The sequence below is a fragment of the Roseateles chitinivorans genome (assembly GCF_002761755.1).
Classification (GTDB): Bacteria; Pseudomonadota; Gammaproteobacteria; order Burkholderiales; family Burkholderiaceae_C; genus Roseateles; species Roseateles chitinivorans.
In genome coordinates, this window is sequence record NZ_PEOG01000083.1 from 1 (window position 1) to 21802 (window position 21802).

Here is a 21802-nt window from a genome sequence, read left to right on the forward strand (position 1 = left end):
CGAGGCGCCGCGGACCGGCGTCAGGCCGAGCACCCGGGCGAGCTCGGCGAACAGCCGGGCCGGCTCCACCGGCTTGACCGCGAAGCCGTCCATGCCGGCGGCCAGCGCGGCCTGCCGGTCTTCCTCCAGCACGCTGGCGGTGAGCGCGACCACCGGCGTGTGGCCGCGGCCCTGCGCATGCTCGAAGTTGCGGATCCGCCGCGTCGCCCCCAGGCCGTCCAGGCCCGGCATGTGCACATCCATCAGCACCGCGTCGAAGCGCTCGTCGGAGAAGGCCTTCAGCGCCTGAAGACCGTCGGCGGCCAGGGTGACCTGATGACCCTCGCGGCCCAGCACCAGCTGCAGCAGCTCGCCGTTCTGCGCGACGTCGTCGGCCACCAGCAGCCGCAGCGGCGGCAGGGCGACGGCGGCCTCGGTGGCTTCGGCCTCGGCGCGCGCCGCATTGCCGGCCGGCAGCGGCAGCCAGACATGGAAGGTGCTGCCCTGGCCGAGTTCGCTCTCGACGGTGATGCGGCCGCCCATGCGCTCGACCAGTTGGCGGGAGATGGTGGTGCCCAGACCGGTGCCGCCGAAGCGGCGGGTCGTGGACGCATCGGCCTGCGCGAACGCGTCGAAGATGCGGTCCAGCCGGTCGGAGGCGATGCCGATGCCGGTGTCGACGACGGCCAGGTGGATCTGGCCGCCTTCGTGCCGCATGCGCAGCGTCACCAGGCCGCGCTCGGTGAACTTGATCGCATTGCCGACCAGGTTCAGCAGCACCTGCTGCACCCGCAGCGGATCACCCTGGAAGAAGCGCGGCTCGGTGGACGGGTAGTCCAGGTGCAACGCCAGGTTCTTGCGCTGGGCCAGCAGGCGCAGCGAGTTCAACGCCTGCTCGCAGACGGTGCGCAGCGAGAAGTCGACCGACTCCAGCTCCATCGCGCCCTTGTCGAGCTTGGCGGTGTCCAGGATGTCGTTGAGCAGCGCGAGCAGCGAGCGGGCCGAGCCGCGCACCGTCGTCAGGTGGCGGCGCTGGGCCTCGGTCAGCGTGGTGTCCAGCAGCAGCTCGGTGAAGCCGAGGATGGCGTTCATCGGCGTGCGGATCTCGTGGCTCATGTTGGCCAGGAAGGCGCTCTTGGCGGCGGCGGCGGACTCGGCGCGCTCCTTGGCCTCCTCGAGCTGTCGCTGCAGCCGCTTGGGCTCGGTGATGTCGAGGATCACGCCGTCGATCCACTGCGGCGTGCCCTGGGCATCGCGCACCGCGCGGCCGCGCTCGGAGACCCAGCGCTCGCCGGCCTCGCGGGTGTGGACGCGGTATTCGAGCGCATAGGGCGCGTCGGCGGCGACGGCGGTCTCGACGGCGGCGTTCACCCGCGCCTGGTCGTGACGATGGATCAGCGCGGCGAAATGCTGACGGCCTTCCAGGAAGTCGCGCGCGGTCCAGCCGGTCAGGTCCTCGACGGCGTCGTTGATCAGCAGCATCGACCAGTTCTCGTCCAGCCGGCAGCGGAAGGTCACGCCGGGGCTGTTGGCGATCACGGTGCGGTACTTGGTCTCGCTGTCGCGCAGCGCGGTTTCCATCAGCAGCATGCGGCCGCGTTCCTCGACCAGCTCGGTGTTGAGCCGGCGCAGCACCAGCAGGCCGTTGGCGCCGGCGGTGATCGCGCTGATGGCCAGCGCCATCACGGTCACCGCCAGGGCGAGCCAGCCGGCGTTCTCGATCGAGGTGTTGCAGGGGCCGTCCGGCAGGCCGACGAAGCGTGCGGCGCCCATGGCCGTGTAATGCATGCCCGCGATGGCGCCGCCCATCACGACACCGCCCAGCGCGATGGCCCAGGGCCGGCTGAGGCGGCCCGCCAGGCCGAAGCGGATCCACAGCGCCAGCATCGCCAGCAGCACCGCGACCACGATCGAGGCGCCGAACCAGGCGGGGTCATAGCGCAGCGCGGCGGACATCTCCATCGCCGCCATGCCGGTGTAGTGCATCGCGCCGATGCCGGCGCCGACCAGTACGCCGCCAGCGACCAGGCGCCAGCGGTCCAGTTCGCGGCGTGACAGCAGGGCGAGCGCGACCCAGGAGGCGATCAGCGCCGGGACCATGGAGGCGGCGGTGATGGCGGCGTCGAAGGCGATCTGGGCGCACAGCTGGAAAGCCAGCATGCCGATGAAGTGCATCGACCAGATGCCGCCGCCGAGTGCCAGCGCGCCGGTGGCCAGGATGGACTGGCGGCGCCAGCCGGTGGCCGGCTTGGCCATGCCGGCGACCTGCAGGGCGAGCGCCGAGGTCAGCGAGGCGACGGCCAGCGACAGCAGCACCAGGGCCCAGTCGTAGTGGCCGGTGAGCAGCAGCGTCGGGGCGCCATCGCGGAACAGGAAGAACTGCGGCAGGGCCGCGGAGAGCTCGGACACGGACAGGCGAGGAAGGAGGAGGCCGCCATGGTGCCAACAAGCCGTACGCGTGGACCGGCACAAATCCGCGATAACCGCCGTCCAAATGAAAGCGCCCCGCGATTGCGGGGCGCTGTGCGCCACATCCGCCACCGCGCGATGACGGCGTCGCGAGCGGGCCGAGGTTGGGCCTGCGGCGCGCAGCCGTACTTCCGTACGGCGAGCACCGCAGGCCCAAGATCGGCCCGCGCAGTAGCCGTCAGAAGGCGGGGACGACGGCGCCTTTGTATTGGGTCTGAATAAAGCGCTTGACGGCCTCGCTCTGCAGCGCCGCGGCCAGCTTCTTCACTGCGGGGGCGTTCTGGTTGTCGTCGCGGGTGACCAGCCAGTTGGCATAAGGCGACTCGCCGCCCTCGATCGCCAGCGCGTCCTTGGCCGGGTTCAACTTGGCCTCCAGCGCATAGTTCGTGTTGATCAGCGCCAGGTCGACCTGCGGCAGGATGCGCGGCAGCGTGGCGGCCTCGATCTCGCGGAACTTCAGTTTCTTCGGGTTGTCGGCGATGTCCTTGACCGTGGCCAGGATGTTGGCCTTGTCCTTGAGCTTGATCACGCCGGCCTTGTCCAGCAGCAGCAGCGCGCGGCCACCGTTGGTCGGGTCGTTGGGGATCGCGACGGTGCCGCCCTCGGGCAGCGCGGCCAGCGTCTTGTGCTTGGTCGAGTAGGCACCGAACGGCTCCACATGCACCGCCGCGACCGCCACCAGCCGCGTGCCCTTGCCCTTGTTGAATTCGTTCAGGTAGGGCTTGTGCTGGAAGAAGTTGGCATCCAGGCGTTTCTCGGCCACCTGCACGTTGGGCTGGACATAGTCGGTGAAGACCTTCACCTCGAGCTCCACGCCTTGCTTGGCCAGCTCCGGCTTGATCAGGTTCAGGATCTCGGCGTGCGGCACCGCGGTGGCGGCGACGCTCAGCTTCTCGGCGAAGGCGGTGCCGGCGGCGGCCAGGGACAGGGCCGCGACGGTCGCGGCGAACAGCTTCTTCATGCTTGCAAACTCCTCTGAGGAACGATGCCGTTCGCCTGCTTGGGGCGATCGGCGCTGAAAAGGGGGAGGCGGGGTTCTGTCGATGCCGGACGGGCTCAGCGGTGCGACACGCGGGTCACCAGCCAGTCGCCCAGCATCTGCAGCAGTTGCACCAGCACCAGCAGCAGCACCACGGTCACGACCATGACCTCGGTCTGGAAACGCTGGTAGCCGAAACGGATCGCCAGGTCGCCCAGGCCGCCGCCGCCGATGACGCCCGACATGGCCGTGTAGCCGACCAGCGTGATCGCGGTGACCGTGAGCGCCGAGACGATGCCCGGCAGGGCCTCGGGCAGCAGCGCCTGGACGACGATCTGGCGGGTGCTGGCGCCCATGGCCAGGCCGGCCTCGACGATGCCGCGGTCGACGCCGCGCAGCGCGGTTTCCACCAGCCGGGCCAGGAAGGGCGTCGCACCGACGACCAGCGGCGGGATCGCGCCGGCCACGCCCAGCGAGGTGCCGGTCACCAGCAGGGTGAAGGGGATCAGCACGATCAGCAGGATCACGAAGGGCAGCGAGCGCAGCACGTTCACCACCAGCGACAGCAGCGCATACAGCCGGGGCGAGGACACCAGCCGGCCGCGGTCGAACAGGTAGAGGGCGATGCCCAGCGGCAGGCCCAGCAGCGCGGTGAACAGCAGCGAACCGCCCAGCATCAGCAGCGTGTCGCCGCTGGCGGTGGCGATCTCGGGCCAGTCGATGGCCCGCAGGGTCTCGATCAGGGACGGCGCCGGGCTCATGCGCGCAGCTCCTCGACCTGCACGCCGCGCTCGGCCAGCAACTGGCGGGCGGCCTGGCGGTCGCCGCCGCTGACGGCGATGGTCAACTGGCCGTAGGGCTGCCGCTTGATGCGGTCGATGCGGCCGGCCAGGATGCCGAAGTCCAGGTGAGCGCGGCGGGCGACCTCGCCCAGCAGCGGCTCGTAGGTGCGTTCGCCGAAGAAGGTCAGGCGCCACAGGCTGCCGGCGACATGCGCGTAGTCGTCGCGCTGCTCGCCCTCGTCGACATGCTCGGCCGCCAGCACGAAGCGCCGGGCCGTGTCCGAGCGCGGATGCAGGAAGACCTGCGCCACCGGGCCCAGCTCGACGATGCGCCCGCCTTCCAGCACCGCGACGCGGTCGCAGACGCGGCGCACGACGTCCATCTCGTGGGTGATCAGCACGATGCTCAGCTTCAGCTCGTCGTTCAGCTCGGCCAGCAGGTCCAGGATCGAGCGGGTGGTTTCGGGGTCGAGCGCGCTGGTGGCCTCGTCGCAGAGCAGCACCTGAGGGTCCAGGGCCAGCGCACGGGCGATGCCGACGCGCTGCTTCTGTCCACCGGACAACTGCGCGGGGTACTTGTCCGCCTGGTCGGCGAGGCCGACGCGGGCCAGCAGGGCCTTCACCCGTGGGGCGATCCGGGCCGCGTCCCAGCCGGCGATGCGCAGCGGCCAGGCGACGTTCTGCGCGACGGTGCGCGAGCTCAGCAGGTTGAAGTGCTGGAAGATCATCGCGATCTTCTGGCGAGCCGCCCGCAGGCCGGCCGCGTCCAGTGCCTGCAGGTCCTGGCCGGCAACGATGACACGGCCGCTGTCCGGACGCTCCAGCAGGTTGATCACCCGCAGCAGGGTGCTCTTGCCGGCGCCCGAGGCGCCGATGATCCCGAACACCTCGCCCGGTTGGATTCGCAGGTCGATGCCCTGCAGCGCGGGAACGCGGCGACCCTCGACCTGATAGGACTTGTGCAGCTGTTGGAGTTCGATCACGGACGGAAGACGGACGCTCGCGTCGGCGCGCCGCCTTTCGCGACCCTGTGCCGACATGCGCCTTTTTGGGGCGAAAACCCGTGATGCTTAGGGATTACCCGGCAATTGGCAAGCAATCAATGCTTATATGCATATGCCGGCTAGCCAGGCAGGGAGAGGGAGGCGAGGTCGCGGACCAGATCCGCGATGTTGTTGCGAAGCGCGGCCTCGGTGGCGATGCGCAGTTGCTCCGACGGATTCAGGCTGTCGTCGAGGCTGGCCTTCTGCGTCGTGCGCAGGATGCGCTGGTACAGCACCTTGCCGCCGCCGGCGGCACGCTCCGTCAGGGTGTAGCGGACCGAGATCGCGACCTCCGGCAGCACCGGCACATTGGGCTGCGCCAGCGCCAGCAGCTCGACCTGCAGCTGGTAGCGGCCGGTATCCGGCACGTCGGGCATCAGGCCCAGGCGCCGCAGCGATTCCTGATAGGTCTGGTTCAGCGTCATCGCGTTGATGCGGCTGCCCCACCAGCGGGACGTCTCCTGGCCGCCGTTCACCGGCAGCAGGTCGATGTTGCGCCGCAGCTGTGGGCTCAGCCAGGAGCGCAGCTGCAGCGACTCCATGTCGGTCAGCGCGGACTCCAGCGGTCGGGCCGGCGTGCCGCAGCCCGCCAGCAGCGCGCAGGCGCAGGCGCAGGCCGTGGCGGCCAGCAGCGCAGGCACGGAACGGAGGGGACGGGCAGGGCGGCGGTCGATCATGCCGGGCATCTTGCCTCCGGGAAGCGGGCGTCGATCGCCCGAAGTGGGCCGGATTCCGGCGCCGGATCGCCGCACCGGAGCCAGGCCCGGCTGCGGCTTAGAGCCGCCGGTGCTGCAACGCCGGCAGTTGCTCGCGCACCTGCGCGATCCGCGCCGGATCGAGGCGGGCGATCGCCAGGCCCTCGCCCTCGGGCAGGCAGGCCAGCACCTCGCCCCAGGGGTCGACGATCAGGCTGTGGCCCCAGGTGCGGCGCCCGTTCTCGTGCGTGCCGCCCTGGGCGGCGGCGATGACGTAAGCCTGGTTCTCGACCGCGCGGGCACGCAGCAGCAGTTCCCAATGCGCCTGCCCGGTCGTGTAGGTGAAGGCGGCCGGCACGCTGATCAGGTCCAGCGGCCGCGGGCCGCCGAAGCTCATCGCGCGGAAGAGTTCCGGGAAGCGCAGGTCGTAGCAGATCGACAGGCCGACGCGCAGCGTGGGGCCGTCGGCGATCGGCGCGTCGAAGCTCACCGGCGCCTCGCCGGCCTGGAGCACGCGGCCCTCGTCGTAGCGCTCGCGGCCGTTGTCGTAGCAGAACAGGTGCAGCTTGTCGTAGCGCGCGGCCATCGTGCCGTCCGGCGCGAAGACGCAGGTGGTGTTGCGCACCCGCTCGGCCGGCACGGACGCGCCGTCGATCGCCATCGGCAGCGTGCCGCCGAGGATCCACACGCCATGCGCACGGGCCGCGCGCCGCAAGGCGCCCTGGATCGGCGCGTCGACGTCGCCGGGGCGCTCGGCGTAGGGCAGCTTGTCGGTGTCCTTGTGGCCCATCAGGCAGAAGTACTCGGGCAGCGACACCAGCCGCGCGCCCTGGCGCGCGGCCTCGCCGATCCAGTGGCCGGCGCGCTCGAGGTTCTCCTCCAGCCGCGGGCCGGAGACCATCTGGATCGCGGCGACCGTGACCGGCCGGGCCGCTTGCGGGGTCGGGGTGCTCATTGGACGGACTCTCCTTGCGCGGTGGTCGCGTTGTTGTAGCTGCCCTGCGGCTGCGCGCGACGCGGCAGCTGCTCGATGCGCGGATCGGACCAGGTGCCGGTGACGCGGAACTCCTCGGAGTTGGCGGCCGCCAGCGGCTTGCGCAGCAGCCACTGGGCCAGGAAGGCGCCCAGGCCGATGGCGGGATTCACCGCCGCGTAGGCGAGCGCCGCGCCGCCGGCATTGATCTCGGGCAGCACCAGCACGTGCAGGTCCTGCGTCTCGGCCGCGAGGTCGGCGCTGCCTTCCATCAGCACCGCCGCCTGCAGGCCCTTCATGCGCAGGTTGTCGCTGCGCGCGACGCCCTTGGCGATGCGGATGTCGCCGGTGACGTTGTCGAAGGCGAAGCCCTCGGAGAACACGTCGCGGAAGTCCAGCATCAGCCGCCGCGGGATCGATTGCAGGCTGAGCACGCCCAGCAGCCGGCCCACGCCGGGCTCGGCCTTGAGGAACTGCCCCGATTCCATCGAGACATTGAGCTGGCCGCCCATGCTGGCGTAGTCCGGCGACATTGGCGAACCCTGCCAGGCCACCTGCCCGGTCAGCACGCCCTTGCCGCCGCGCAGCACCTGGCCCTGGCCGAGCCGCTCCATCAGCTTGCCGGCGTCGGCGACCTCCATCTTCCAGTCGAGCTCGGTGCGGCGCAGCGCCTGGCCGGGCTCGGGCGCCCACTTGCCGGAGGCGCTCAGCGTCGCGTCCGGGCTCTTGAGCACCAGCCGGTTGAGCTTCCAGTCGCGGGCCTCGCTCTGCTGCTGGGCGTCGATCTCGAGGCGGCCCAGGCGCTTGCCGCGCAGCTCGAAGTCCTCGACGACGATGTCCAGCGCCGGCACCGAGCGCGGCTGCTTGTCCAGCAGCTGCTCGACCGAATCGGCATCGCTCTTGGGCACCGACAGGCGCGACAGCCGGGCGAAGACGCGGCCCGGCTGGTCCGGCTTGGCCGCGCGGACCTCGATCAGGCCGCTGAGCTGCTGCGCGTCGACCGACACGCGCCAGCCGGCGCCGGTGTCGTGGGAGATGCCGGCCGTCACGCCGTTGAGCGTGCGGCCCGCCACCTGCAGCGTCTGCGCCTTGAGCGTCAGCTGCGTCGGCGCATAGCCGCCTTCGGCCGTGCCATCGAGTTCCGTGCCGGCCTTGGCGCCGGTCAGCCCCGGCAGCGCGGACTGCCAGGCGTCGGCGTTGAACTGGTCGAAGCTGGCGCGCGCCGTCACGCCCTGCGCCGGCAACTCGGGCGCGCGCTCGCGCACCGCGATCGCGCCGCGCAGCACCTTGGCCTCATGGGTCACGTCGCGCTGGTACAGCGCCTGCACCGGGCCGGCCTCGACGCGCAACTCGTCGCGCAAGGCGGCGCCGGCCGGCGGCAAGGCCTTGGTGGCGATGCGCATCGGCCAGCTTTCCTCGGCCGCCTTGTGCATCGGGGCCGGCAGGTTCACCGCGATGCCCTGCAGCGGACTGGTCACCGCGATCTCGGTCTGCCCGTTCTTGAGCACGCCCAACTCGAATCGCACCGCCGCCTGGCCGGTCATCACCGACGCCACCTGCTGCAGCCCCAGTTCCGGCGCGTTGCGCAGCGCATCCGCCGTGACCGTGCCCTGCGCGGCGAAGCGCATCGTGCCGTCGGGCAGGCTGCCGCCGTCGAAGCTGGCCTCGCCGCCCAGCACGCGGGCCTGGCCGCCGCGGATCTGCAGGCCCTTCTGGTCGAAGCTGACCTGGGCACGCGCCTGGCCGAGCAGCGGCGTGTCGGGCCGGAGGCGGACGTCGTTGCCGGTCAGCGTGACCAGGCCCCGGACCGTCGTGTCGTCGACATGCATCAGCGGCAGCCGCAGGTTGAGCTTCAGCGCCATCGGACCGGTCGCCGTGGTCGCGTCCAGCACATGGCCGGTGAGCGCCGCCACCGGCGAAGCCTTCACATAGCGCAGGGCGTCAGCGAGCGCGCCGCGCGCCTGGCCGTCGATCTCCAGCACCGGCGCGTGGTGGTACAGGTCGGCGATCGACCCCTGCACGTTGACCAGGTCCACGCCCATCAGCCGGGCCTTGGCGTTGCGGATGCTCATCGCGGCGCGGTCGAAGACCAGTTCGGCGTCGAGCTGCTCCATCGCCGGCCACGGTGACTGGAAGGCGGGCAGCTCGCCCTCGGCCGGATGGCTGGGCACGTAGGCCAGGCTCAGGCCGCGGACCTGCCCCGACACCCGGAACTGTCCCTTGCTGCGCGGCGCATCGAAGGGGAAGTCGAGCAGGTCGCCCTGCAGGCGCACCTGGATCTTGTGCACCGTGCCATCGCGGATGGCGTCGCGGACATAGCGCCGCGCGTCGTGGCCCATCGAGGCCGGCAGGTAGCGCAGCACGCGCGGGGCGCGGATCTCGTCGATGCGACCGGTCAGGTCCAGCCGGCCGTGGTCATGCGGGCGCTTGCCGTCGCCGCTCTGCCAGCTGCCGTCCAGCTCGGCGCGCAGGTCGTCGTTGGCGAAGCGCACGTCGTTGAACTGGACCGTCCAGCGCGTGGCGGGCTCGGCCGGCGCCTGTGCTGACGCGGCCGCGGTCGCCGAGGCCGCTGCCAGCGGACGGGTCGCCGGGAGGGACGTCGCGCTGGGCATCGGCGCCCGCTTGCCGCCGCCGACCGCCACCGGACGCTGGGCGCGCCAGTGGACGCTGGCCTGCGCCTGCTTCAGCGGGATCGTGGCTTCCTCGAAGACGCCGGGCAGGGTGACCTCGCCGTCGGTCACGGCCAGCGTCGCGCTGCCGCCCTGGTCGGTGGCCTCGAACTGCAGGTCGGCGCCGCGCACGCCGGGCCGGCCGGTCGGTGGCGAGGAGGCTGGATCCGACGGCACCTCCGGCGTCGCGGCCGCCAGCTGCAGGCCCTGCAGCCGGCCCTTGGCGCGATAGCCGCGCGGCGCGTCGAGCGGGCCGTCCCAATGGAGCTGCAGCGCATTGAGCAGGCCGCCCGGCTTCATGTCGGCGATCAGTTGGCGCTGGGTCTCCGCGAGCGGCAGGCGGGCGAGGATCTGCGCCCCCAGGGCCAGGTCGAGCTGCTGCGCCTGGAAGTCCCCACCGGTGATCGTGCCGGTCCTGGCGTCGCGCTTGACGTCGAGCGCCCAGTCCGAGCGCGGCCAGTCCAGCCCGTCGCCGGCCTGGAAGCCGAGTTGCTTCGCTTCCAGCGAGAGCGACTGCGGCGTCTGCTTCAGCACCAGCCGGCCGCCGATCCGGGCCAGTGCCAGTTCGGGCAGGCTGGGCGCGACGCGCAGCTTCACCGCGCGCAGGCCCATGTCCAGCGTCAGGCTGCGCGGCTCGCCGCGGTCCACGTCCAGCCAGGCGCGCAGCGCGCCGTCGCCCTCGTTGAGCTCGAAGGGCAGGTCCACGTAGCGGCGCAGCTCGCTGACGTCGGTGCGCGGCAGGTGGGCGAAGAGCTGCCCGCTCCAGCGCTGCACCGCGCCGGGCCGGTCCAGCAGCGATTGGGTGAACTCGCCGCGCAGGGTGAAGCGCTCGCCCCAGCCGGCCGGCGGTGTCGCGTCCAGCCGCAGCCGGTGACGGCGCAGGCCGTTGCGCAGCACCAGGTTGAGGTCGAAGAGCTCCAGCGGCGGCGCGGCGCGCAGGTCGTCGACCCAGCGGATGCGGCCGTGGAGGATGACGAACTCGTGCTGCTCGAAGAACCAGTCGGTCGCGGCCTCGGAGGCCTGCGTGTCGGACGGGCCGTCGACGCTGAGGCCGGCGACGAAGACGCGGCCCTGCGCGTCGCGACGCAGCAGCAGCTCGGGGCTGTCCAGCAGCAGCTGGGAGAAACGCAGTTCGAAGGCCAGCAGCGAGCGCGGCGACAGCGCGGCGCTGACGCGGGGCAGGTGCAGCGCCTCCCGGCCGGAGGCCTCGATGACGCGCACGTCGCGCAGGTCCAGCGTCGGGATCCATCCGGACGATCGGGCACTGATGGCGCCGATCTTCACGGGTACCCCCAATGCCTGGGTGGCTTGCTTTTCGAGCTGGGGCCGCCAGTCGTCGATGTGCGGCAGAATCGCCCAGTGCAATGCCAGCCAGGCCGCGATCAGCAGGGAGAACAGGCCCAGCGAAGCCAGGCCGAGCCAGAGGGCGCAGCGTGCCCACCAGCGTCGCTTCGCGACCGCGGAACCGGAGTCAGGACTGGTGACGGCGGACGAAGACATGTAAGAGGGGACGGCGGTCGCCGAATCTAGCACAGCCATTTCCGGCCATGAGCCAGCGAGAGCTTTCTTTACCGATGGATTCAGTTGCCCCGGCAACCGTTGATCCGGCAAGCGTTTCGACGCCGGCCGCGACCGCGGACCACAGCCGATTCGTTCAGCGCATCCGCCGCCGTTACGCGGCCGAATTGACCCTGCTGCCGCCCGGCCTGCCGGATGACGCCGTCATGCGTGCCGTCGTCGACCGGTTGCGCGCAGGCGGTCGTCCGCTGCCCGCCGCGCTGCGGGTGATGCGCCAGCTGGTGATGGAACGGCTGGCGGTGCTCGACGTCGAGCAGGGCGCGGCGATGACCGACGTCACCCAGGCGATGACCCACCTGGCCGAGGTGGCGCTGGACATCGGCGTCGCCCACTGCCGCGCGGAACTCGACGCGCTGTACGGCCCGCCGCGCGACGCGGTCGGCCAGGACATCGACTTCTGGGTCGTCGGCATGGGCAAGCTCGGCGGGCGGGAACTGAATGTTTCGTCCGACATCGACCTGATCTACGTCTACGAGGACGACGGCCAGACCGAGGGCGGCGAGGGCCGCCAGCGAATCTCCGCGCACGAATACTTCGCGCAGCTCTCGCGCCGCCTGTCGACGCTGATCGGCGACGTCACCGAGGACGGCCAGGTCTTCCGCGTCGACCTGGCGCTGCGTCCCAACGGCAACTCCGGTCCGCCAGCGGTCAGCATGGCGATGCTGGAGGAGTACTTCCTCGTCCAGGGCCGCGAGTGGGAGCGCTTCGCCTGGCTGAAGAGCCGCATCGTCGCGCCGCGCGCCAGTGTCAAGGACGGCCGCGCGATGCAGCTGCGCAGCCTGGTCACGCCCTTCGTCTATCGGCGTTACCTGGACTACGGCGTCTTCGAGGGCCTGCGGCAACTGCACCGCAAGATCCGCGACGAGGCCCAGCGCCGCGCCGCCGGCCGGCCGGAGCGCGCCAACGACGTGAAGCTGTCGCGCGGCGGCATCCGCGAGATCGAGTTCATCGTCCAGCTGCTGCAGGTGGTGCGCGGCGGGCAGTTCCCCGAGATCCGCACCCGCTCGACGCTCAAGGCGCTGACGCGCCTGGCCGCGCGCGGCCTGATGAAGCCCGAGACCGCCACCGCGCTGGCCAAGGGCTACGACTTCCTGCGCCGCGTCGAGCACCGCATCCAGTACCTGGACGACCAGCAGACCCACTGCCTGCCGGCGTCGGACGAGGACATCGGCTGGATCGCCCGCAGCCTGTGCCTGAGCTGCAACAGCCATGCCTGTCCGCTGCTGGATCGGCTGATGGAGGTGCGCGAGCTGGTCGCGACCGAGTTCGACGCCTTGCTGCATGACGGCGTCGCGCCCGGCAAGGGCAGTTGCAAGAACGGCATGTGCGGCGGCCCGCCGCTGCCGATCGACAGCGAGGAGTTCCTCGACAAGCTGCAACCCGAGCTGGCCGCCAATGTGCGGCGCTGGGCGCAGCAGGCGCGGGTGCAGAACCTGCGTGAGGACTCGCGGCTGCGGCTGGCGAAGCTGGTCGGTCGTGCCGCGCTGGCGGTGCGTCAGGGCGAATGCACGCTGGACGCGGCTCAGCGCTTCGTCGACTGGATCGAGCCGCTGCTGCGCCGCGAGAGCTACCTGGCGCTGCTGGTCGAGCGGCCGGCGGTGCAGGGCCGGCTGCTGCGGCTGCTGGGCCTGGCGCGCTGGCCGATGCGCTACCTGATGCAGCATCCCGGCGTCATCGACGAACTGGCCGACGCGCGGCTGCTGCACGAGCGCTTCGATGGCGCGGCCTTCATCCAGGACCTGCAGGCGCGTCACGACGCCTGGGCCGAGCATGGCGAGGCCAGCGAGGACGCGCTGCTCGACAGCGTGCGCCGCGCGCATCACGCCGAGGTCTTCCGCACCCTGGTGCGGGACGTGGAGGGCCAGATCAGCGTCGAGCAGGTCGCCGACGAGCTGTCGCTGCTGGCCGACGCCACGCTGCAATGCGTGCTGGACTGGGCCTGGCAGCGCCTCAAGCAGAAGCACCGTCCGGCGCCGCGGCTGGCGGTGATCGCCTACGGCAAGCTCGGCGGCAAGGAGCTGGGCTACGGCAGCGACCTCGACCTGGTCTTCCTCTTCGACGATGAGGACGACAACGCCGCCGAGATCTACGGCGCGTTCATCCGCAAGCTGATCACCTGGCTGACGATCCGCACCGCGGCCGGCGAGCTCTTCGACATCGACACTGCGCTGCGGCCCAACGGCAACTCCGGGCTGCTGGTGACCTCGCTGTCCTCGTTCGAGAACTACCAGGGCGGTCGCGGCAGCAACACCGCCTGGACCTGGGAGCACCAGGCGATCACGCGGGCGCGCTTCTGCGCCGGCGACGCCTCGCTGGCCGAGCGCTTCGAAGCCACCCGCCGCGCGGTGCTAACCGCGCCGCGCGATCCGGCGGCACTGCGCGACGAGGTCGTCGCGATGCGCGAGAAGCTGCGGGCCGCGCGCTCGGTGCGGGCCGGCTTCTTCGACGTGAAGCACAGCCCGGGCGGCATGGTGGACGCGGAGTTCGCGCTGCAGTACCTGATCCTGGCGCATTCGGCGCGGCATCCCGAGCTGCTGGCCAACGCCGGCAACATCGCGCTGCTGCAGCGTGCGGAGTCCGCCGGCCTGCTGCCTGCCGATGTCGGCCGCGAGGCCGCGGATGCCTATCGCGAGCTGCGCCGCGTGCAGCACCGCGCGCGGCTCGACGAACAGTCCACCGCGCTGGACGGCGAGGCCGCCGCGGCACTCGCGCCGCAGCGCGACGCGGTGCTGGCGCTCTGGCGGGCCGTCTTCGGCTGACGCCCGCGGACGAGGACCCGATGCCGGGACGCGCGTGGCTGCTGGTGGCGACGGCGCTGGCGATCGGCTCGCTGGTCGCCTGGGTCCAGCCCGCGCCGGCGCAGGCGGCGCTCGAATGGCGGCCCGGGCTCGCCGCCAGCGAGCCGTGGCGCGCGTTTTCCGCCGCGTGGCTGCATTGGAGTCCCCAGCACCTGATCGCCAACCTGGCCGGCTGCGCCGTCGTGGGCCTGCTGGGCGTCGCCGCGCGGCTGGGACCGCGGGACGCCATCGCCTGGCTGCTGGCCTGGCCGCTGACGCAGATCGGGCTGCTGGTGGAACCGTCGCTCGAGCGCTTCGGCGGCGCTTCGGGCGTGCTGCATGCGGGCGTCGCCGTCGCAGCGATCGGGATGATGCGGATGCGGGCCTCGCATGGGCGCGAACGCGTCATCGGCATGCTGATCGGGCTGGGGCTGACGATGAAGGTCGCGGCGGAGCGTCCGCTGGCGGGGCCGGCGCTGCGGCATTGGGACGGCTGGAACATCGCGATCGCACCGCTGTCGCATCTCACCGGCCTGGTCGCGGGTGTCGCGGCCGCGCTGCTGTGTGCGTTGGCCGCGCGGGCCTGGACACGCCGCCGGGCATGATCCGGCGCCATGGAACGCAAGCAGCAACTCGACGGCGCGGCGGTGGTCATCCTGCTGGGATGCTGCGTGCTGTGGGGCCTGAACCAGGTGGCGGCCAAGGCCGCGCTCACGGAGATCGGCCCGCTGTGGCAGGCGGCGCTGCGCTCGGGCCTGGCCGGCCTGCTGGTGTGGGGGTTCGCCGTGGCGCGCGGCATCGCGCTGTTCCGTCCTGATGGCAGCCTGCCGGGTGGCCTGCTGGCGGGGCTGCTGTTCGCGGCCGAGTTCGCCTGCATCTTCGTCGGGCTGCAGTACACGACGGCGTCGCGGATGGTCGTCTTCCTCTATCTGTCGCCGTTCGTCGTCGCGCTGGGCATGCCGCTGATCTCGCCCGCCGAGCGATTGACGATGCGCCAGACGGCGGGGCTGCTGATCGCCTTCGGCGCGGTGGCGTTCGCTTTCGGCGAGGGCCTGCACGGCACGGGGCAGGCGATGCAGTGGCTCGGCGATGCGCTGGGCGTGCTGGCCGCGCTGCTGTGGGGCGGTACCACGCTGGCGATCCGCGCGACGCGGCTGTCCTCGGCCAGCGCGGAGAAGACGCTGCTGTACCAGCTCGGCGTGTCCGCGCTGGCGCTCGCGGCGGGCGCGCTCGCGACCGGCGAGGCGCTGCCGCCGGCTTGGTCCTGGCGGCTGGTCGGCCTCTTCGGCTTCCAGGCGGTGATCGTGTCGTTCGCCAGCTACCTGCTGTGGTTCTGGCTGATCCGCCATTACCCGGCGACCCGGCTGTCCAGCTTCACCTTGAGCACGCCGCTGTTCGGGCTGCTGGCCGGCGCGCTGCTGCTCGGCGAGCCGATCACGCCGCGACTGATGCTCGCGCTCGCCGGTCTCGCGGCCGGCATCGTGATGGTCAATCGCTGAGCGCCGTCCTTCGTTCGCGGGCGGCGCCACGCCGCGACGTGCTCCCTCCGTCGACTCCAGGCAAACCCTCGGACTAACTCTTTCGAGGGAGCTGTCGCGCCAGCGTCGCCTTGCGGTCGCCGGGGTCGGCCCATATCATCGAAGTTCATGTAGTGTTCCCTACATTGAAACGCCGCGATGAACGACCTTGCCCGCCTCCCTTTCCTCGAGTTGACCCCGCGCGGGACTCGCCTGCACCGGGCGAGTCCGCAGCGCGGTCCGTCCGTCCTCGTGGCCGGACGCGGCCATCAGACGCCGGCCGCGCTGGCGCTGCTGCAGCGGGAATACGCGCTGCGCGGCGCGCTCCAGCCGGAGTGGGCAGCGGTGCCGCAGGCGCTGCAGCCCAGCGGCGAGGGCGTCGTGCTGCTGCTTCAGGACCCGGGCGGCCGGCTGCTCGGCGAAACCGCGCGGCCGCCGATGGCGCCGGCGGCCTTCCTGCGCCTGGCGCGGGCGATCGTGTCCGCGGTCGCCGGCATGCATGCGGCCGGGATCGTCCATCGTGCGCTCGGTCCGGATTGCATCCTTGTCGACGAGGCGGCCGGCAAGGCGGTGCTGACCGGCTTCGGCTTCGCGCTGCGCCAGGGCGAGCCGCAGGCCCGCGGCGAGGAAGCGCTGGCCTGGGACGACGCCCGTTTCGACTACATGGCTCCGGAGCTGGGCGGGCGGATGAACATCGATGTCGACGCGCGCGCCGACCTCTACGCGCTCGGCTGCCTGTTCCACGAACTGCTCACCGGCGCGCCGCCCTTCGATGGCGACAGCGCCGCTGCACGCATCCATGCCCACGCGACCCGACTGCCGTCGCCGGTGCATGCGCTGCGGCCGGAGGTCCCTGCGCAGCTGTCGCGCCTGGTGCTGCGCCTGCTGCAGAAGTCGCCGGATCGCCGCTATGCCGACGCCGGCGCCCTGCTGGCCGACCTGCGCAGCTGCGACGAGCTGCTGCGCCGCCACGGCACGATCCCGGACTTCGTGCTCGATGCCGGGGCCGCGCTGGCCGGTGCGCACGAACCCGGCCCGGTGGTCGGCCGCGACGACGAGCTCGGCCAGCTCGCCGCGCTCTACCGGGCGGTGGCCGAGGGCGACGGCGCCCGCACCGCCTGGGTGTGGGGCGGGCCGGGCATCGGCAAGTCGGCGCTGCTGCGCGAAGCGGTCGCGCGGATGCGGCAGCCGGTCGCGCCGCTGGTGGCCGCCGGCAAGTGCGACGCCGCGCGCAGCGGCCTGCCCTTCGACGCGCTGGCGCGTGCGCTGGAGCCGCTGCTGCAGGGCGTGCTCGGCAGCGCGGAGGCCGACTTCGAGACCTGGCGGGACCGTCTGCGCCGCGCGACGCAACCGGTCGGCGCGACGCTCACCGGCTGGGTGCCGGGGCTGGCCGCCGTGCTCGGTCCGCAGGACGGGCCGGCCGTGCCGGTGCCGGGCGATGCGGCGCTGGTCTTCGAACGCGAGATCGTCCTGCGTGCGATGGCCCGGCTGTTCGCCGCCTTCGCGCGGCCGGAACGTCCGCTGGTGCTGCTGCTCGATGATCTGCAATGGGCCGACGTCGACACGCTCAAGGTGCTGGAGCGCCTGCTGATCGACCACGCCGACGCGCCGCTGCTGCTGGCGGGATCGATGCGGTCGAGCGAGGCGGACGCGCCGCATCCGCTGCGGGCGGCACCGCTGTTCACCCGCGCCGGTGCCTGCCACCTGGCGCTGCGGCCGCTGGACGGCGACGCGGTGCGCGCCCTGGTCGCGCAAGTGCTGCATCAGGACGTCTCGGCGCTGGGCCCGCTGCTGGACATGGTCCAGGAGCTGACCGGCCACAACCCGTTCTTCATCCGCCGGCTGCTGGGTCGGCTGGTCGCCAAGGGGCTGCTCGCCTACGACCCCGCGACGACGCGCTGGGCCTGGCATGCCGAGCGCACCGCCGCCTGTCCGGTGGTCCACGATGTCGGCGAGCTGCTCGCTCGCGAGCTCGACGAGCTGCCCGACGCGGCGCTCGCGCTGCTGCGCGCGATGGCCTGCCTTGGTGACCGCGCCGCGCCGGGCCTGCTCGCGGTGGCCGTCGACATCACCGAGGGCGCACTCGCGACCTCGATGGCGCCGGCGCTGGAAGCGGGCTTCGTGGCGCTCGATCGTGGCGACTGGGCCTTCACCCACGACCATGTCCGCGAGGCCGTCCTCGGCGCGATCGCGCCAGCGGACCGGGCCGCGCTGCACCTGGCGATCACGCACCGGCTGCGCGCCGCCGACGACGAACGCATCCCCGCCTTCCTGATCGCCACCCAGGCCAACCTCGCCCGGCCGGCGGTGGTGCATCCGATCGAGCACCGCGCCTTCGCGCTGATCAACCTCGAAGCCGGCAGGCGCGCCAAGGCGGCCACCGCCCATCACGCGGCGCTGGACTTCTTCGGCTGGGCGCTGACCTGGCTCGGCGACGAGCAGACCAGTGCCGAGGCGCTGGAGGCCAGCCTGCTCTGCGGCGAGGCCGAGTTCATGACCGGTGCGCTCGAGGCCGCCGAGATGCGCCTGGCGGCGCTGCAGGGCCTGGCCGGCGACGGCCTGTTCGGCGCGGAGGTGGCCCGCTTGCGGGTGGCCCTGTACACGACGCTGGGTCGCTACGACCTGGCGCTGGACATCGGCCTGGCCTTCCTGGCCAGCGCGGCCGGCATCGAGCTGCCGCGCCATCCGACGGCGGCGCAGGTGGACGAGGAATACGCGCCGCTGCGCGCCTGGCTCGACGAACACGGCGTCGACGCGCTGCGCGGCTGGCCGATCGATCCCGATCCGCGCCGCCGGGCGCTGGTCAACATCTTCGCGGACCTGATCCCGCCGGCGATGTACTCGGACCAGCAGCTGGTGGACCTGATGCTGCTGCGCCTGGTCCGGCTGGCGATCGCGCATGGCCATTGCGACGCCTCGGCCAATGCCTACGTCTGCCTGATCCAGGTGCTGGGCGCGCGCTACCGCGATTTCGCCGGCTCGCGCGCATTCGGCGAGCTCGCGCTGCACCTGATCGGCGAGCGCGGCCTGCGCCGCTACCAGGCGCGCGTGCTGCACACCTATGCGACTTTCGTCGTGCCCTGGACCCAGCCGGCCCGCGGTGCGCGCGAGGTCTTCGCCCGCGCCTTCGAGATCGCCACCCGCGAGGGCGACCACACCTTCGCGCTGTACTGCGGCCGCAACCAGGCCACCGGCATGCTCTTCGCGGGCGAGTTCCTCGAAGACGTGCGCCAGACCGTCGAGGGCGCGCTGGCGCGCGCGAAGGATGCCAACTTCCGGCTGGTCGTCGACGCGGTGCTGGCGCAGCGCACGCTGCTGGGCATGCTGCAGGACGGCGAGCCGCGCGGCGAGCGCATGGCCGAGCCGGTCGAGGGCGCGCCGGTGACGCTGGTGGACCTGGCCTACTGGACCTACCGGCTGCAGGCGGGCCTGCTCTTCGGCGATCTGACCGAGGCGATCGAGTCGCGCCGGCGTGCCGAGGCCTGCGTGGCGGTCGCCCGCAAGTTTGCCGAATGCGGTGACCTGGCCTTCTACGGGGCGCTCGCGCTGTTGCAGCTGCGCGAGCGCGACGACGCGCAGGAGGCCGCGCTGCGCCGCCATCTCGCGGCGCTGGACGCCTGGGCCGCGGAATGTCCGGAGAACTTCGGCGCGCGTCGCGCGCTGGTGCTGGCCGAGCAGGCGCGCGCCCTGGGCCACCAGGGCGAGGCAGCGGACCTGTTCTCCTCCGCGGTGACGCAGGCCCGGCGTCACGGCTTCACCCAGGTCGAGGCGCTCGCGGCGGAACTGGCCGCGGCCTTCCACGCCGGCCTCGGTCGCGAGATCGAGCGCCGCGCCTACCTGCGCCACGCGCTGGCCGCCTGGCAGCGCTGGGGCGCGGCGGCCAAGGCGCGCCAGCTGCAGCAGCGCCATCCGGAGCTGCAGGAGGCCGATGCGCCAGGGCTCACCAGCCGGCTGCATGAACTCGATGTCCAGGCGGTGCTGCGGATCACCCATGCGCTGGCGAGCGACATCGTGCCCGAGCGCATCGTCGAGACGACCATGCGCACCGCGCTCGAGTCGGCCGGTGCGGACTACGGCGCGCTCGCGCTGTGGCGCGACGGCGAATGGACGGTGCGGGCCAGCGCGCGCATGGTCGCGGGGCAGATCGCGGTCGCGCAGACGCCGGCCGCCTTCAGCGCCGAGGTGCTGCCGGTGACCATCGCCCATGCGGTCGCGCGCACGCAGCATGCGACCCAGTTCGACGACGCGCGCGAGGCCCTGGCACTGGCGCAGGACGACTATGTGAAGCGCGCCCGGCCGCGCTCGCTGCTGTGCGTGCCGATGATGCGCTACGCCCGGCTGATCGGCGTGCTGTACCTGGAGAACAGCCTGGCGCCGCGGGTGTTCACGCCGGCCAAGGCCGAGCTGCTGGAGGTGATCGCGTCGCAGGCGGCCTTCTCACTGGAGAACACACGGCTCTACGAGGAACTCGTCGACCAGAACCGCCAGCGCGCCGAGGCCGAGGAGCGCCTGCGCGCCGCGCTGGCCGAACTCGGCCGCGCGAGCCGGCTCAAGGCGATGGGCGAGCTGGTGGCCTCCATCGTCCACGAGATCGGCCAGCCGCTGAGCGCCATCGACACCTCGGCCAGTGCCGCCTCGCGCTGGCTGGAACGCGACGAGCCCGACATCGGCGAGGCGCTGGCGATGGTGGCGCATGTCCGGATCAGCGCCAAGCGCGCCAAGAGCATCATCCAGGGCCTGCGCGCGATGGCACGCAAGGCCGAGCCGCAGTTCGCCGACATCGACCTGTGCGACGCGCTGCGCGAGTGCGTGTCGCTGGTGGGCGGCTCGATGGCGGAGCTGGGCGTGACGCTGTCGGTGCTCGGCCCGGCGCAGCCCTGCCGCGTGCGCGGCGACCGCGTGCAGCTGCAGCAGGTCGCGATCAACCTGCTGATGAATGGCGCCGAGGCGATGGCCGGCATGCCCGAGGGACTGCGCCGCCTGACGATGCGGTGGGGCGCGGCGCCGCCGGACCTGATCCGCGTCGAGATCGAGGACCGCGGCACCGGCATCCCGCCGGAGGCGGCGGCGCAGCTGACCGAGCCCTTCTTCACGACCAAGTCCGACGGCATGGGCATGGGGTTGGCGATCTGCAAGTCCATCGTCGACGCGCATGCCGGCACGCTGGCCTTCGAGCCGGGCCGCGAGGGCGGCACGCTGGTGACGCTGCACCTGCCGAGCTTCGGGATGAAGGGCGCGATGCCGGTCCCGCATCCCGCCGGTGCCGCCCTGCTGGCGGACGCCTGACCGTGGCCGCGGCGCGGTCAGCAGCGATCGACGTGCCGGCGGGAGGGGGCCGCACGCCGCAGGCCCCTGGGGCGCTGGGTCCGGCCCTCCCGACGCGATGGATGAGCCGGCCCGTCCGCTGGCGTCAGCCGCGCCGCCACCGGGAGGGGAGGGATGAAACCCAGGTATGGGCGGGACCGCCGATCGGTCGGATGGCCCCGCGGGCCGGGCTCTGGTCCGATCGATCCCATCGCGGAGACGGCGTCCTCGGGCCCGGCGCACCGCGATCTGCCGTCCCGGCGGCGGGCCGCCGCACAGGGTGGTGGGCCCGTGCCGCCGGGCATTCCCGATCCAAGGAGTTCAAGATGAATCCGTCCCCTTTGACTTCCCGTCCGCGCTTCCAGCCGCAGCGCCTGGTGGTGGCCATCACCTTCGGCGGCGCCTTGCTGGCCGGCCTGATGTCGGTCGCCTTCGCCGGCGAGCCCGCCGTGGCCGCGCCGGTGACCCGCGCGCAGGTGGAGCAGGACCTGGCCGCCTACCAGCAGTCCGGCCTGGCCGCCCTGGAGCGCGACGACTCGCAGTCGCAGGTCGGCACGGCGGCCTGGCGCGAGGCGCGCCGCCGCTACCTGGCGCTGCGCGGCCTGCCGGTGGCCCGGATGCAGGCGCTGAGCCGCGCCGACGTCCTCGAGGACTTGAAGGCCTACCGCGACTCCGGCCTGGCCGATGCGGAACGCCGCGACGGCGAGGAGTCCAACACCTCCGCCGCGCTGCTGGCCGCCCGGGAACGCTATGACCAGCTGACGATGATGGACATGATGGAACGCCCGCTCAGCCGCGCCGAGGTGCTGGCCGACCTGCAGATCTACCGCGAGTCCGGCCTGGCCGCGTTCGACCGCAGCGAGGGCGAGCCGTCCGCCAACACCGCCGCCCATGACGCCGCCCGCGCCCGCTACGAGGCGCTCAAGCGCGATGGTCGCTACCAGACGCTGGTGACGGCGCTGGGCCGCCAGGGCTGACGGCCATGGAGACGCTGGCCCTGATCGCCGTCGGCGCCTGCGCGCTGGCGCTCGGACTCG

The 21802-nt window shown here is 72.3% G+C and carries 12 protein-coding genes; 5 read left to right on the forward strand and 7 right to left on the reverse strand.

Features of this window, described 5'->3' with window-relative positions:
• The 7 genes from CS062_RS21955 to CS062_RS21985 all read right to left on the reverse strand — a co-directional run.
• The coding region (locus CS062_RS21955) for an MHYT domain-containing protein (RefSeq protein WP_099863683.1) at nucleotides 1-2388 on the reverse strand (2388 nt) is incomplete at its 3' end.
• A 238-nt stretch (nucleotides 2389-2626) separates the two neighbouring features.
• Nucleotides 2627-3409 (reverse strand): MetQ/NlpA family ABC transporter substrate-binding protein, encoded by a 783-nt coding sequence (locus CS062_RS21960; protein WP_099863684.1) that lies wholly within the window; start codon nucleotides 3407-3409, stop codon nucleotides 2627-2629.
• Nucleotides 3410-3504: 95 nt separating this feature from the next.
• Nucleotides 3505-4188 (reverse strand): methionine ABC transporter permease, encoded by a 684-nt coding sequence (locus tag CS062_RS21965; protein ID WP_099863685.1) that lies wholly within the window; start codon nucleotides 4186-4188, stop codon nucleotides 3505-3507.
• Nucleotides 4185-5192 carry a methionine ABC transporter ATP-binding protein gene (locus CS062_RS21970; RefSeq protein ID WP_099863686.1) on the reverse strand — a complete coding sequence of 336 codons (1008 nt, stop codon included), beginning with the start codon at nucleotides 5190-5192 and terminating at the stop codon, nucleotides 4185-4187. Before CS062_RS21970 ends, CS062_RS21965 begins: the two co-directional genes overlap by 4 nt.
• A 140-nt stretch (nucleotides 5193-5332) precedes the next feature.
• A complete protein-coding gene (locus CS062_RS21975) occupies nucleotides 5333-5893 on the reverse strand; it encodes a hypothetical protein (RefSeq protein ID WP_143742446.1) in 561 nt (186 codons plus the stop codon).
• 133 nt (nucleotides 5894-6026) lie between these two features.
• Nucleotides 6027-6902 (reverse strand): carbon-nitrogen hydrolase family protein, encoded by an 876-nt coding sequence (locus tag CS062_RS21980; protein ID WP_099863688.1) that lies wholly within the window; start codon nucleotides 6900-6902, stop codon nucleotides 6027-6029.
• On the reverse strand, nucleotides 6899-11089 hold the full coding sequence (locus tag CS062_RS21985; RefSeq protein ID WP_143742447.1) for a YhdP family protein: 4191 nt from the start codon (nucleotides 11087-11089) through the stop codon (nucleotides 6899-6901). Before CS062_RS21985 ends, CS062_RS21980 begins: the two co-directional genes overlap by 4 nt.
• Before the next feature lie 74 nt (nucleotides 11090-11163).
• On the opposite strand from CS062_RS21985, the gene glnE reads away from it, so the two are divergent.
• From glnE to CS062_RS22010, 5 genes are all read left to right on the forward strand, one after another.
• Nucleotides 11164-13926, forward strand: a complete 2763-nt coding sequence (gene glnE, locus CS062_RS21990; RefSeq protein WP_099863690.1) for a bifunctional [glutamate--ammonia ligase]-adenylyl-L-tyrosine phosphorylase/[glutamate--ammonia-ligase] adenylyltransferase — start codon at nucleotides 11164-11166, stop codon at nucleotides 13924-13926.
• A 20-nt stretch (nucleotides 13927-13946) separates the two neighbouring features.
• Nucleotides 13947-14549 carry a rhomboid family intramembrane serine protease gene (locus tag CS062_RS21995; protein WP_099863691.1) on the forward strand — a complete coding sequence of 201 codons (603 nt, stop codon included), beginning with the start codon at nucleotides 13947-13949 and terminating at the stop codon, nucleotides 14547-14549.
• Nucleotides 14550-14558: 9 nt separating this feature from the next.
• Complete coding sequence (locus tag CS062_RS22000; protein ID WP_099863692.1) at nucleotides 14559-15443, forward strand: DMT family transporter; 885 nt, start codon at nucleotides 14559-14561, stop codon at nucleotides 15441-15443.
• Between the two features lie 177 nt (nucleotides 15444-15620).
• Complete coding sequence (locus CS062_RS22005; protein ID WP_099863693.1) at nucleotides 15621-20747, forward strand: ATP-binding sensor histidine kinase; 5127 nt, start codon at nucleotides 15621-15623, stop codon at nucleotides 20745-20747.
• Between the two features lie 344 nt (nucleotides 20748-21091).
• Nucleotides 21092-21742, forward strand: a complete 651-nt coding sequence (locus tag CS062_RS22010) for a DUF4148 domain-containing protein (RefSeq protein WP_158238881.1) — start codon at nucleotides 21092-21094, stop codon at nucleotides 21740-21742.
• The last annotated feature ends 60 nt before the right edge of the window (nucleotides 21743-21802 follow it).

Bases quoted from the DNA above. Each gene is read 5' to 3' on its own strand.
- CS062_RS21960 (WP_099863684.1), bottom strand. From the start codon at position 3,409: ATGAAGAAGCTGTTCGCCGCGACCGTCGCGGCCCTGTCCCTGGCCGCC.
- CS062_RS21965 (WP_099863685.1), bottom strand. From the start codon at position 4,188: ATGAGCCCGGCGCCGTCCCTGATCGAGACCCTGCGGGCCATCGACTGG.
- CS062_RS21980 (WP_099863688.1), bottom strand. From the start codon at position 6,902: ATGAGCACCCCGACCCCGCAAGCGGCCCGGCCGGTCACGGTCGCCGCG.
- CS062_RS21985 (WP_143742447.1), bottom strand. From the start codon at position 11,089: ATGTCTTCGTCCGCCGTCACCAGTCCTGACTCCGGTTCCGCGGTCGCG.
- glnE (WP_099863690.1), top strand. From the start codon at position 11,164: ATGGATTCAGTTGCCCCGGCAACCGTTGATCCGGCAAGCGTTTCGACG.
- CS062_RS21995 (WP_099863691.1), top strand. From the start codon at position 13,947: ATGCCGGGACGCGCGTGGCTGCTGGTGGCGACGGCGCTGGCGATCGGC.
- CS062_RS22000 (WP_099863692.1), top strand. From the start codon at position 14,559: ATGGAACGCAAGCAGCAACTCGACGGCGCGGCGGTGGTCATCCTGCTG.
- CS062_RS22005 (WP_099863693.1), top strand. From the start codon at position 15,621: ATGAACGACCTTGCCCGCCTCCCTTTCCTCGAGTTGACCCCGCGCGGG.
- CS062_RS22010 (WP_158238881.1), top strand. From the start codon at position 21,092: ATGAATCCGTCCCCTTTGACTTCCCGTCCGCGCTTCCAGCCGCAGCGC.